This window comes from Streptomyces sp. NPDC059477, from assembly GCF_042749375.1.
Lineage (GTDB): Bacteria > Actinomycetota > Actinomycetes > Streptomycetales > Streptomycetaceae > Streptomyces.
Window position 1 is genome coordinate 17,170 of sequence record NZ_JBHYUG010000106.1, and the last position, 12,603, is coordinate 29,772.

The window sequence follows — 12,603 nt, forward strand, 5'->3', positions numbered from 1 at the left end:
CCCTCTACCCAGATCCAGGACAAGGCCACACGATCGCGCCTCTGACGTGCTGGATGCCCAAGGTCATGCGTTTGGCGCCAACCGCTGCACCGCTGGTTGCCGGGCCGGAAAGACCGTGATCGTTTAGGGGAAACTTAGGAGATCAACTTCGGTGGCGAGGGTGTTTTCAGGGTGTGCTGAGAGTGTGGGCGCAATACCTGCTGTAGGCATGAGAAAGGCCCCGGACCCTCCCTGACCTGGGAGTTCCGAGGCCTAGCCCCTGGTCAACACTGTGCCCCCGGCAGGATTCGAACCTGCGACACCCGCTTTAGGAGAGCGGTGCTCTATCCCCTGAGCTACGAAGGCCGGGATTCGTGGGAAAGCGTGTAGGAAATCGGGGTGAACCCGCGATGTCATACACGTCGTCCCAGGATCTTGCATGGATGCGCATGTCAAGGCCGCACACCGGCGTCAGTATAGCGGGTGGGGATCGCGGGTTCGCTGTCCGATTCGGGTGGTGTGATCTTGTGGCAGGTGATGTGGGCCAAGGGCGGGAGTGAGGTCCGTCGGCGGGACCGGGCCAGCCGGGGTGCCGTGGGGCGGACGGACCGGCAATCGCGGTGAGGGCCGTGGTGTCGGCCAGACTGCCAGGTGAATCCGCTGCCGGCCCCAAGCGGAGAGTAGTCGCCTGCGACGCTCTTGCAGTCCGCCCTGGTGGCGTCCCCGAACGCTTGATCATCGGCCCCTTGAGGGTGCTAGTGATCTGAGTCAGAGGTTTGTCGTTGGTTGGGTGTGAGTCGTCCGGGTCCCAGGATTCCGTCTTTGCCGGTCACGGATGTCCAGCGGGCCGTGCTGGAAGGCTGGGTGCGTCGCCGGACGACGGCTCTGGCTCTGGCTCTGAGGTCGAGGATCGTGCTGGAGTGCGCCGAAGGCCACTCGATCATGGAGGTGTCCCGCCAGCTGCGGATCGTTCCCGACACGTCAGGACACTTGAGGAGACGCCGAAGGACGCGGCCCACTGGTCGACGAGGTCGATGGCCGCCGCCACGGGCATGTCGCAGTCGACGGTCTCAAGGATCTGGCGGGCGTTCGCCCTGGCCCCGCACCGGTCGCAGACGTTCAAGCCGTCCACCGGCCCGCTGTTCATCGACAAGGTCCGCGACGTCGTCGGTCTCCACGTCGACCCGCCGGAGAAGGCCCTGGTGCTCTGCGTGGACGAGAAGTCGCAGATCCGGGCCCTGGACCGGTCCCAGCCGGTGCTGCCGATGATGCCCGGTGTCCCGGAGCGCCGCAGTCATGACCACATCCGGGCCGGCTCGACCACCCTCTTCGCCGCCCTCGACGTGGCCACCGGCAAGGTGACCGGATCGCTCCACCGCCGCCACCGGGCAGCCGGGTTCAAGAAGTTCCCGGCCAGGCTCGACAGGGAAGTCCCGGCCGGACTCCAGGTCCACCTGGTCCTCGACAACTGTGCGACCCACAGAACACCCGACATCAAGAAGTGGCTGCTGTCCCACCCCCGGTTCCACCTGCACTTCACCCCGACCAGCGCGTCCTGGCTCAATCTGGTGGAGCGGTGCTTCGCCGAACTCACACAGAAGAAGCTCAAGCGGGGAGTCCAACGCTCCGTCCAGGCCCTCGAACGCGACATCCGGGCCTGGCTCGCCGACTGGAACGACCACCCGCGGCCCGTCGTCTGGACGAAGACCGCCGACGAGATCCTCGACAAAGCCGCCGCCTACTGCCACCGAATCTCTGACTCAGATCACTAGGGGGTTTCTTTCGGATCTGGTCGAACCGGGCTGAGTAGAGCCGCACGGGCGATCATTGGGTGGTGAGCACGGACTATTGGTTGGTCGTCGGAGACGTGAAGTGCTACTTCGTCGAAGGTGCCGGATTGACGTGTGTGCTGGTGGATGGACGGCTCGGTCCACAGGTCACACACGAGGGAATCCGTCTGATCGGCCGGGTTCCATCGGAGCTTTTGGAGGACATGGAGTCCTACGCGGTCCGGCACGACGTGGGGCTCCGCTCCAGTCCAGGAGGCGATCTGTCCATCGATGGCTTCGAATTGGAGTTGGGGACACAGCGTGCTGGCGACGCCGTGGTGTCCTGGGCGCTCTTCTGCAATTTTGGAGGGATCGCGGGAACGTCCTGGGACATTGCCCCCGCAGAGGTCTGGCACCACTGGTAGGGCACAGGGCCCAACCTGTCCGACCGTTTCGGGTCGCCGCGTCGACCGGATGAAGATGCCGTCGGCACCTGGAACGGTGATGTCCATGGCGTCGCCGACGGCCACCTGCTCGTCGGCCGGTCCACAGGCGGCACATTCGGCGCTCCGAACGACCCGCTCTGGTCGGTGCACGATGTCCGAACGGGTCAGCTCCGGGCCAGCATGATCTGCGCGTACGACGTGGCGGACGCCGGTGAAGATCGCGACTACCCCGTGATCGCTTCGCCGGACGGCAACTACATGGCAGCCGGGCCCGTTGTCTTCGATCTCCAGCGCGGCGAGGGCATCTGTCTGGCGGGCGACGGCAACCGCAAGACGATCGCGCTCGCCTCGATCCGCGACGACGGCACGGCGTACGGGGCGGTCCAGGAGGAGTCGGCGGCCAGTGGCACGGAAGCGGTCGTCGCCGAGCTGGACCTGACGACCAGCACGGGTGAACCGGAGGTTCTCGGTCAGGGGTGTGGACGTCCCCTACCTCACCAGCGTGAACGGGTCGGGCCTGTTCCCTCCGGGGGTGAGTCGCGAACTGCGCCGCGTTGGCTGGTGGTTCGGCCACTACCATCGCGCCATGGCAGATCCCTCGGATTACGAGATCGCGGCGTGGCGTGACATCCAGCGGTTCAAGGGGCGTCCACTGTCCCGAGCGATGAGAGGCGCCGGTGAGCGGGTGGCCACCGGTGCAGCGGAAATCGGCAAGCGGGCCACGAAGTACCTGGAGAACCACCCACGGGCTCAAACGGCGGTGTCGCGCGGGCAGGAGATCGCCGCCAAGGGCGCTCGCAAGGTCAGCGCCGGGGCCCATGGGGCCGTCGACGCCCTCCCCGACTGGAGCGGCACCGCCTTTCAGTCCGTGCGGCAGACCGTGGGGCGGGTCTCGCGGGCGGGGCTCTCCTCCCAACGCGTGGTGAGGCTCCACAAGAAGCACGGGCACGACATCGCGTCACTGTCCGATCTGCGCCGCCTCGACCTGGAACAGATCGACGCTGTCCGTGGGCGAGGGGCGAGTTGGTACTACCCGGCCGCCGCCGCGCTCTCGGGAGCGGGTGCGGGCCTGGTGATCGCCGGAGGGCAGCTCGCGGTCGCCGTCTCCGCCGGTGCCGCGGCGGCGCCTTCCGGAGGTGCGATCGTCGGCGCTTTCACCGCGGATGCCGCGGTCGTCCTCGGACTCGCGTCCCGCTCCGTCGGCCAGATCTCGCTGCTCTACGGCTACGACCCCGAAGAGCCCGCCGAGAAGCTCTTCGTGATGTCGGTCGTCAACGCCGGGACGGCGACGTCGGCCACCGCCAAGAGCGCCGCGATGGCCGACATCTCACGGCTCACCCAGGCACTCGTCCGCCGCAAGACATGGGACGTCCTGAACGAGACGGTTGTCGCCAAGGTCTCCCAGCAGTTCGCGAAGGCATTCGGCTTCCGCCTCACCAAGAAGGGTCTCGGCAAGGCCGTACCCGCGTTCGGGATCATTGTCGGAGGCACCCTCAACTGGACCACCCTGGAGGCGATCGTCGACGCCGCCGACACGGCGTACCGGCGGCGGTTCCTCCTTGAGAAGTACCCCCATCTCGATGACGGGGAAGAATCCGGACCGTTCACCGATGGCGGCCCGGACACCCCGGACGACACCGACGACACCGACGAGGAGATCAGCTTGCTCGGCGAGCTCGCGGACGCGGGCGGCCCCGACCTCCGCTGAGATCTGCGGGAAGCGAGATCCGGGCACGGGCCACCGCCGACCCATGGGCTCGGCTCCGCGAGCCGGGCACCGACGTACACACGCCGCTCCCCGCCCTCGGTGCGGCAGGAGAAACGGATGGCGTGCCCCTGGGCCCCGATGTCGTGGTGGGCAAGGCCACTATCCGGGCCGCAGGCCCAGCAGACGTGGTGTGGAGCCCTTGCAGCCAGCGCCCGAGGGGGATCGAGGGCCCCGCCCGCGGCCCCGCATGAACAGGTCGAAATCGTCGTGGTCGTACGGGAGGAAGACGGATGCCGGCGACCCTGCCCCTACTCGTCCTCGTCGGCCAGTTCGTTGACCAGCGGTACCAGGAGGCGGTGGACGGAGAAGCCGGAGGCTCGGCTCTGGCCCGGCTCGTACTCGGCGGTGAGGACCCGGACCGCCGACTCGGGGACTAGGCCCAGCTCGCGGAGTCTGTTGGTGATGCGGTTGACCGGAGTGGTGAAGCCCTTGAGGGTGCGGTCCTGGTGGTAGCCGCAGATGTCGTAGACGCTCTTGGCGTCCGCGACGCCGTCCCGCGCCGCCGCGTGCCGGATCACGGCGACACGGTCCTCGTACCCCTCCCCGGCCAGGAGGCCGAAGAGTCCCTCAAGCGCGAAGGTCGTCCAGCCGCCATGCTGTTCATCGTCGGTCTCGATCCGCTCCACCCGCTCGATGTCCTCCACGGACCCCACCTGGAGGCTGAACTCAAGGATCGACGCGGCGACCTCCAGGAACTGCTTCGGAGTGAGCATGAAGAGCCGGCCGCCGCCGCGAGTCCGGAGCTCCTCGGTCAGTTCCGGCCGCGGGCCGCGGTTGAAGCCCTGTTCCTTGCGCCACCAGTCCTCTTTGACATCCGCCGTCACGAACAGCACGTCGCACCGGCGGCGGGCGGCCTCGGTCAGGATCTGTTCCCACACGAGGTAGTCGGCGGCGGCACCCACACCGTCCTTCGTCCGGTCCATGTAGCCGGGCGGCTCACGCTTCTCGACGCGGCGCATTCCCTCCGCGACGGCCTTCTTGTGGGCCTCCGGGCCCAGCGGGGCACCGACCCGGCCGACCAGGGCGCGCTCCAGTTTCGCGACTACGGGGTCGGTGCTCGTGTCCTGCGTGATGCCCTGCCACTCGCCCTGACCGACCTTGACGATCGTCTCCCGTACGGTGCCGAAGACCTCGCTCAACTGGCCGCGCAGCCGGTCGGTCTCGTCCTCGGGCAGGGCGACGCGGTTGGCCCAGGTGCGCAAGGTCCGGTCCGCCTGAGCCGCATGGCTCGCCATCTCGTCGGCGGCCTGCGTACCGGACGACCGGGCGTCGCTGAGGGTCCCCTCGCGGTTCCGCCAGAACTCCACGAGGGCCTGATGCGGCACCCACAGGCGGTTCTCCAGCCCGCCGAGCGCGCGCAGCAGATCGCCGCGCGCCTGCTCGGTGTACCGGTACAGGTTCAGCAGGACGTTGGCGTCGGGGGCGACCAGGCCGCGCGTGAGTACGGTGGTGAAGTCGTCGGCCGTCGGGGTCCGGAAGGCCCCGAAGTCGTCGAACAGGCCCCGGCTCTCCGCACCGGCCGTCGTGTCCTTCGCCACCACTGGCACCCCCGTCGTCCCGTCCCCGCGCAAGCGGCCGTACGGTCCCTCGCGTCCCCTGGCTGGGACCGTATCGCGGCGGGGACGCCAGGGAGGGGCGGATGGGCAAGCCGCCCCAACTGGCTTGTGATCAGCGGGGGTTCAGCCGGAGCGCGGACCCACCTCCGCCCACACGGTCTTCCCGCTCGGCGGGTACGGCTTCGTGCCCCAGCGGTCGGCGAGCGCCGCGACCAGGAGCAGCCCGCGGCCCGACTCGCTGTCGGTGGGTGTGTCGGCGGCGGCTCCGGGCGCGAGCGGAAGCCGCTCTCCGCGGGCGTCGGTGACCGAGACGCGTACGGTGCCGGTCGCCATGTCGAGGGTGAGGGCGACCCGGAAGTCGCGGCCCTGGACCCGGCCGTGCAGCGCCGCGTTGGAGGCCAGTTCCGCGACGATGCACTCCGCGCGCTCGGTGACGCACGGTGATACCTGCCAGGCGCGGAGTTGCTCAACAGCCAGTAGCCGGGCGAGGCGGGCGCCGCGGCGAGTGGGGGACAGGCGCTGAGCGAAAGTCTGTACGGTAGCAGGGATATGGGGCGTGGGGGCGTTCATGGGGCAACTGTGGCGGGCGCGCGGAGGCGTGTTCCAGGAGCGGGGTCCGTACGGTGAGTCAGCGTACGGGGACAATCTGTAGACGGTACGTCGATCTCGCCGTCACTCTGGGTGCATCGATCGCGGGGACCCGCGCACGTACGCACCTGGAGGTGGCCGCGCATGACGGACGACGGTACGGAGATCGGCGACGACGATGAGCTGACGGCCGACGAGGTGGAGCGCGAGCCCGCCCCCTCGGACAGTCTGCGGACCTTCGGGGCCGTCGTCCAGGCCCTGCGCGAACACGCCGGGTACAGCAGGGTCGAGTTCGCGGACATGGTCCGGTACTCCAAACACACGGTGGAGTCGGTGGAGCGGGGGCGCCGGATGCCGGACGAGTCGTTCGTGGAACGGGGGGAGGAGGCCCTGGGGAACACGGGCGCCCTGCGGAGTGGGGCGCGGTTCCTCACGCGGGCGGAGGTGGGGCTGGCGGCCTGGTTCCAGCAGTGGGCGAGGCTGGAGAAGCGCGCGGCGAGTCTGTGCACGTATGAGTGTCGGCTGGTGCCAGGGCTTTTGCAGTCCGAGGCGTACGCGCGGGCGGTGTTCGAGGGCACGATTCCGGTGGCCACGGATGACCAGTTGGACAAATGGATGGCCGGACGGCTGAAACGGCAGAGGATGCTGCACGAGCGGCCGACTGTTCCGTTCAGCTTCATCGTGGAGGAGCATGTCTTCCGACGCCGATTCGGGGACGCCGAGCAGATGCGGGACATGCTCGATCACGTGCTGGAGCACAGTGCGACCCGCAACGTGACGCTTCAGATCATGCCGCTGGAGGGGCGGTTGCATGCGTGTCTGGATGGCCCGGTGCGGTTGCTGGAGACACCGACGGGACGGCGGTTCGGATACTCCGAGGGACAGCAGAACGGTCGCCTAATCGCTGACGCGAAAGAGGTGAGTCTCCTCCAGCAGCGCTATGACACACTGCGCTCGCAGGCTCTGAACCCCGAAGATTCGCGGGGCCTGTTGGAGCGAATTCGAGGAGAGCTATGAGGATGACCGAACTCGCCTGGTTCAAGTCGAGCTACAGCGGCAGTCAGGGCGACGACTGCATAGAGGTCGCCCTTACCGATCAGGCCATCTGCGTACGGGACTCCAAGGACGTGGCCCGACCTCACTTCGCCGTCGGGCGTGACGGCTGGGCGTCGTTCGTGCGGTACGCCGCGCGCGGCTGAGGCATTCGGGCGGGCCCGGCCGGACGGCGGCGGAACCTCAGTCGGCCTCGGCCGGGCCTCGGGTCGGGGGAATAGGGCTGGAAGCCATCGGGGCACCCGTGCTTCCATGCCCCCATGGTCTCCCTTGAGCGCGTGCTGGCCTTCAGTGCCATGTCGTTCCTCCTGATAGTGATCCCGGGCCCCAGCGTCCTGTTCGTCATAGGCCGGGCCCTCGCCCAGGGCCGCCGGGCCGCGCTGACCTCGGTCATGGGGAACACCGCCGGGGCGTATGTGCTGATCGTCGCCGTCGCGCTGGGCGTCGGATCGCTGGTGGAGCGGTCGGTGGTGGTGTTCACCGTGCTCAAGCTCACCGGTGCCGCGTACCTGATGTATCTGGGGGTCAAGGCGTGGCGGGCGCGGGGGGCGCTGTGGGACGCCGTGGGTCAGGAAGGGGATGGGAAGGGCGGGCTGCGTACCTTCTGGGAAGGCTTCGCCGTCGGGGTCACCAACCCCAAGACCATCGTCTTCTTCGCCGCCGTCCTGCCACAGTTCGTCGACCGCGGGCAGGGACACGTCGCCGCGCAGATGCTGCTGCTCGGGCTGGTGTTCAGCCTGATCGGCGTTGTCTCCGACACGGTGTGGGGGCTGGCCGCGGCGACCGCGCGGGACTGGTTCGCCCGCTCACCGCGGCGGTTGTCCGCCGTCGGGGGCGCCGGAGGGATCGCCATGATCGGGCTCGGGGTCACCGTCGCCGTCACGGGGCGCAAGGACTGAGCCAAGTTCGTCGGGGCGTGAGGGCCGAGCCCCCCGGCGCCTCCAGCAATACGATTTGCGTCCCTACTCAAACCCCTACCCCCGTCCTCGTCAAGACCCGCGTCATGACACATCGCTTGGCCGAGAAATCCTCCGCCAATGCGTGATTCACCCCTTGACATCCCCCAGAACCCGGGTTCACCGTGACTCCCACGTCGTGCCAAACGTTTTGCGTGGAGGTTGTTGAAGGTGGCAGAGGTCGGGATGACAGAGGTCGCGGCACAGGCCGGGGTTTCGGTCACCACGGTGTCCCATGTGCTGTCCGGTCGCCGACCGGTCGCCGAACGCACCCGCGCCAAGGTGCTCAAGGTGATCGAGGAACTGGGCTACCAGCCCAACTCGCTCGCCCAAGGGCTGCGGCTACGGCGGACCATGACCGTCGGGCTGCTGGTCCCCGACCTGACCAACCCTTTCTATCCGATGGTGCTGCGGGGCCTGGACGACATTCTCGTCCCCGCCGGATACCACACCCTCGTCTGCAACACCGACGGGATCCGCGAACAGGAGACCGCCTTCCTCAAGGAGATGGCCACCCGCCGCGTCGACGGTGTCGTCATCGCCCCCTTCCAGCTCACCCGCAAAGACCTGCTCGCCCAGCGGCGGACCATGCCGCTGGTCCGGCTCGGCTCCGGGCCGCTCGACGCCGATCTCGGCGACCTGGTCCGCAGCGATGACGAGGGCGGCATGGCCCAGGCCGTGCGCTATCTGCTCGAACAGGGTCGCCGGCGCGTCGCGTACATCGGCGGCCCCTGGCACAACGGGCCCAGCGACGTCCGCGAGAACGGCTTCCGCCGCGCCCTCGCCGAGACCGGCCGTACCGTCGACGAAGACCTCGTCATCCGCGGCGGCTTCACCCGCGACGCCGGCCGCGAGGCCGCCGAGCTGCTGCTCGACCGCGCCGACCGGCCCGACGCCATCGCCTGCGCCAACGACCTCATCGCCATCGGCGTCCTCGACACCGCCCGCAAGCTCCGGCTCACCGTGCCCGGCGCCCTCGCCGTCACCGGCTACGACGACATCGACGCCGCGTCCCTGGTCACCCCGGCCCTGACCACCGTCGTCAACCCGGCCCGCGAGGTCGGCCGCGCCTGCGGCCAGGCCCTGCTGCGCCGGCTCACCGCCGATGACGACGACAACCTCTCCGAGCCCGCCCGGGAACTCGTCATCGCCCAGTCCTTCGTCCGCCGCGAATCCGCCTGACCCGCAACATCCCTATTCAGACCACTTAATCAGTCTTCACCCCTATTGGCCCCCTTCATGCCCCTTCGGTGCCGGGTGTGTACGTCGTACGACCTCCCGCGTACGTCGTACTACCTCCCGCCTACGCCGTACGACTTCCCCCGTACGTCGTGCGTCGTGCGACCTCCCCCACGTCCGGCACCAGAGCCCCAACCCACCCCACCCCACCCCCCAACCCACCAGGAGCCCCACCCGTGTTCGAGTTCGAGCCCCACGACCCCCGTACTCTCCTCCTCTTCGAGCTGGCCCAGCGTGCGGAGAGCGGCTACCTCCTCGGTGATCTCGCCGAGGCCGCCCGACCCGCCACCAAGGGCGATGATCCCGCCGTCGCCCGCGAGTTCCTCGACCGGCTCGCCGCCACCACCCGTGACCCGGACTGGGCCTACGAGGAGCCCGAGAGCCTGGACGAGATCCTCGCCGTGCTGCCGGACACGCCGGTCGCCGAGGTCCCCGGGGCGGCCGAGCTGGCCGACCGGCTGCTCGGCGCCTGGCTCGGCCGGTGCGCCGGCTGCAACCTCGGCAAGCCCGTCGAGGACGGTGACCACTGGACCGCCCAGCACCTGCGCGCGTATCTGGAGCTAGCGGACGCCTACCCCCTGCGCGACTACTTCCCCGTCCTCGACCCGATGCCGGCGGGGTACGAGCTGCGGGAGTTCTGGACGTACACCACCCGCGGCCGGATCACCGAGAGCGCCCGGGACGACGACATCGACTACACGATCCTCGGACTGCACCTCCTGGAGGAGTACGGCTTCGGGTTCACGACCGCCGATGTGGCCACGGAGTGGCTCGACCGGCTGCCGTACACCCAGACGTACACCGCCGAGCGGGCCACCTACCGCAACCTGGTGATCGGGCTAGGCCCGGACACCGCCGCCCGGGTCGACAACCCCTACCGGGAGTGGATCGGCGCCCAGATCCGTGCCGACATCTACGGGTACGTCCGTCCCGGCGACCCGCGTGCCGCCGCCGAACTCGCCTACCGGGACGCCGTGCTGTCGCACACCGCGAACGGGGTGTACGGCGAGATGTGGTCCGCGGCCCTGGTCGCCGCCGCCTTCACCGCGCCCACCGCACGGGCCGCCGTCGAGATCTCCCTCACCTGTGTCCCGCCGCGCAGCCGGCTCGCCGAGGCGCTGACCTTCGTACTCGAACGGCACGCGGCCGGGGACTCGTGGGAGGAGGCGCGGGCCGGCATCGGGGAGCGGTACGGCCACTACTCCTGGGTGCACACCGTCAACAACGCCGCTCTCGTCGCGGCCGGGGTGCTGTGGGGCGACGGCGACTTCAGCGCCACCGTGGGGCTGACCGTGCAGGGCGGCTGGGACACCGACTCCAACGGGGCCACCGCCGGGAGCGTCGCCGGGATCCTCGCCGGTGCCGGGAAGGTGCCCGCGCACTGGACCGAGCCGCTGCACGACACCGCCCGCAGCGCGATCCGCGGCTTCGACGGGTCCCGTATCTCGGACCTCGCCGAACGGACCGGACGGCTGGTGACCCGCAGATGACGCCCTCGTACCAACGGCACCACCACCCGCACCACAGCCTTCGGACAGCTCAGGACTCGGAGGTCACTCCCATGCCCGTACCGGCCACCTCACCCTTCGCCGCCCTCTCCCGTCGTCGTTTTCTGGCCCTCACCGGGGGAGTCGCGCTCGGTGCCACCGTGCTGAGCGCCTGTGGTTCCGGGGGCGGGGCGGGCGGCGACCAGATCGACTTCTGGGGCGCGTTCGCCAGCAAGGACATCGAGAACTACTTCGCCCAGCACTTCATCGACGGCTACAACGACTCCGCCGGAGCCGACGCGCTCCCGCTGAAGATGACCGTCAAGCAGATCGACACCCTCGACCGGCTCACCCAGACCGCCGTCGCCTCCGGCAGCGGGCCGGACATCGTGACCACCACCGGGCCGGCCCAGACCCTCAGCTATGTCAGCAACGGCAATCTCCGGCCGCTGGACGAGTATGTCGAGAAGTTCGGCTGGCAGGACAGCTTTCTGCCGTGGGCGCTCGACGTCGGGCGGGTCGACGGCAAGCTCTACTCGCTGCCCAGCAACTTCGAGACCATGGCCGTCTACTTCAACCCCCGCACCCTTGAGGACAACGGGTGGACGGCGCCCACCACCCTCGCCGAGTTCGAGGCGCTGTGCGCCGACGCCAAGGGCAAGGGGCTCACGCCGGTCGGCGCGGGCAACGCCGAGTGGAAGCCCGCCTCCGAGTGGCATGTCACCTGGGTGTGGAACGCCTTCGCCGGGCCCGAGGCGCTGTACCAGGCGCTCACGGGGAAGCTGCGGTGGACCGATCCGGTCTTCGTCGACTCCATCGCACTGCTCAAGGGATGGTTCGACAAGGGGTGGTTCGGGGGGAGCACCGACCGGTACTTCACCAATAAGTTCACCACCATCTACGAGGACCTGGCGAGCGGCGGCACCGCCCTGTTCTTCAACGGGGGCTGGACCTTCACCGAGATCGGCGCGTATTTCGGCGAGGCCGCCGGCAACGACGCCCCCTGGGACTGGGCGCCGCTGCCCACCCTGAGGGACGGTGTCCCCGCGGGCGTGTACCCGCTGTCGGTCGGCATGGCCGCCTCGGTCAACAAGGACTGTGCGCAGCCCGCCGACGCCGCCGCCGTGCTGGACTTCCTGCTCGCCCGCCCGCAGAGCCAGTTCGCCTCGCTCGCCGCGACCGGCCTGCCGCCCAGCCCGGTCAAGGTCACCGAGCAGGACTTCCCGGCCGACACCGATCCCCGGGTGAAGCGGCAGTACCTCCAGCTCAGCCAGGCCCAGCACATCGGCTACACCACCTGGACCTTCTGGCCGCCGAAGTCGGACACCTACATCTACGAGGAGTTGGAGAAGGTACTGGTCGGCCAGGTCAGCCCCGCGGAGTACTGCGCCGGCCTGGACAAGCTGTTCCAGGAGGAGCTGAAGGCCGGCAGCCTGCCGCCCATCCCCGCACCCCAGGGGGCGTGAGCCGCCATGCCAGCCATGCCCGTCCCGAAGGGCGCGTGAGCCATGGCCGTCCTGCGCGCCGACCGCCCCAAGGCACCACACGTGCCGCCCAGCCGGGGTGCCCGCCGCTCCAAGGTGCGGCGCAATCTCATCGGGTTCGCCTTCATGACGCCGCTGCTCGTGGTGAACATCGTCGTGATCGCGGTGCCCGCCTCCCTCTCCGTCTGGTACTCCTTCACCGACTGGACCGGGCTCGGTCCGGCGAATTTCGTCGGGCTGGACAACTACACCCGGCTCTTCGGTGACCCGGAGTTCCG

General features: G+C 69.1%; 11 protein-coding genes, 1 tRNA gene and 2 pseudogenes. 11 read left to right on the forward strand and 3 right to left on the reverse strand.

The features are described from left to right. Positions 1 to 272: 272 nt before the first annotated feature. Positions 273 to 345, reverse strand: a tRNA-Arg gene (locus tag ACFXAZ_RS34040). A gap of 420 nt (positions 346 to 765) precedes the next feature. On the opposite strand from ACFXAZ_RS34040, the pseudogene ACFXAZ_RS34045 reads away from it, so the two are divergent. The 4 genes and pseudogenes from ACFXAZ_RS34045 (at position 766) to ACFXAZ_RS34060 (ending at position 3,902) form a co-directional block, all read left to right on the forward strand. Beyond that, positions 766 to 1,751, forward strand: a pseudogene (locus tag ACFXAZ_RS34045) (IS630 family transposase). 62 nt (positions 1,752 to 1,813) lie between these two features. Further along, positions 1,814 to 2,173: a hypothetical protein gene (locus tag ACFXAZ_RS34050; RefSeq protein ID WP_384599091.1), complete on the forward strand. Its 360-nt coding sequence runs from the start codon at positions 1,814 to 1,816 to the stop codon at positions 2,171 to 2,173. Between the two features lie 219 nt (positions 2,174 to 2,392). Then, complete coding sequence (locus ACFXAZ_RS34055) at positions 2,393 to 2,821, forward strand: hypothetical protein (RefSeq protein ID WP_384599093.1); 429 nt, start codon at positions 2,393 to 2,395, stop codon at positions 2,819 to 2,821. Next, the gene (locus ACFXAZ_RS34060; protein ID WP_384599096.1) at positions 2,781 to 3,902 is read left to right on the forward strand and encodes an EcsC family protein; all 1,122 of its coding nucleotides are present in this window, start codon (positions 2,781 to 2,783) and stop codon (positions 3,900 to 3,902) included. The genes ACFXAZ_RS34055 and ACFXAZ_RS34060 overlap by 41 nt, the downstream gene beginning before the upstream one ends. A 308-nt stretch (positions 3,903 to 4,210) precedes the next feature. On the opposite strand, the gene ACFXAZ_RS34065 is transcribed toward ACFXAZ_RS34060, so the two are convergent. Both ACFXAZ_RS34065 and ACFXAZ_RS34070 read right to left on the reverse strand, forming a co-directional pair. Beyond that, positions 4,211 to 5,500 (reverse strand): PIN-like domain-containing protein, encoded by a 1,290-nt coding sequence (locus ACFXAZ_RS34065; protein ID WP_384599099.1) that lies wholly within the window; start codon positions 5,498 to 5,500, stop codon positions 4,211 to 4,213. A 141-nt stretch (positions 5,501 to 5,641) separates the two neighbouring features. Next, a complete protein-coding gene (locus ACFXAZ_RS34070) occupies positions 5,642 to 6,088 on the reverse strand; it encodes an ATP-binding protein (RefSeq protein ID WP_384599102.1) in 447 nt (148 codons plus the stop codon). Between the two features lie 162 nt (positions 6,089 to 6,250). Between ACFXAZ_RS34070 and ACFXAZ_RS34075 the strand changes: the two genes are divergently transcribed. The 7 genes and pseudogenes from ACFXAZ_RS34075 to ACFXAZ_RS34105 all read left to right on the forward strand — a co-directional run. Beyond that, a complete protein-coding gene (locus tag ACFXAZ_RS34075) occupies positions 6,251 to 7,123 on the forward strand; it encodes a Scr1 family TA system antitoxin-like transcriptional regulator (RefSeq protein ID WP_384599105.1) in 873 nt (290 codons plus the stop codon). Continuing rightward, the gene (locus ACFXAZ_RS34080) at positions 7,120 to 7,305 is read left to right on the forward strand and encodes a DUF397 domain-containing protein (protein WP_384599108.1); all 186 of its coding nucleotides are present in this window, start codon (positions 7,120 to 7,122) and stop codon (positions 7,303 to 7,305) included. The genes ACFXAZ_RS34075 and ACFXAZ_RS34080 overlap by 4 nt, the downstream gene beginning before the upstream one ends. A 114-nt stretch (positions 7,306 to 7,419) precedes the next feature. After that, complete coding sequence (locus ACFXAZ_RS34085) at positions 7,420 to 8,058, forward strand: LysE family translocator (RefSeq protein WP_384599111.1); 639 nt, start codon at positions 7,420 to 7,422, stop codon at positions 8,056 to 8,058. A gap of 243 nt (positions 8,059 to 8,301) precedes the next feature. Continuing rightward, positions 8,302 to 9,297, forward strand: coding sequence for a LacI family DNA-binding transcriptional regulator (locus ACFXAZ_RS34090; protein ID WP_384599114.1), 996 nt, complete (start codon positions 8,302 to 8,304; stop codon positions 9,295 to 9,297). A 233-nt stretch (positions 9,298 to 9,530) separates the two neighbouring features. Next, complete coding sequence (locus ACFXAZ_RS34095) at positions 9,531 to 10,844, forward strand: ADP-ribosylglycohydrolase family protein (protein WP_384599117.1); 1,314 nt, start codon at positions 9,531 to 9,533, stop codon at positions 10,842 to 10,844. Between the two features lie 71 nt (positions 10,845 to 10,915). Continuing rightward, positions 10,916 to 12,307, forward strand: coding sequence for an ABC transporter substrate-binding protein (locus ACFXAZ_RS34100; RefSeq protein ID WP_384599120.1), 1,392 nt, complete (start codon positions 10,916 to 10,918; stop codon positions 12,305 to 12,307). 42 nt (positions 12,308 to 12,349) lie between these two features. After that, positions 12,350 to 12,603: pseudogene (locus ACFXAZ_RS34105) on the forward strand (sugar ABC transporter permease); the annotation flags it as partial.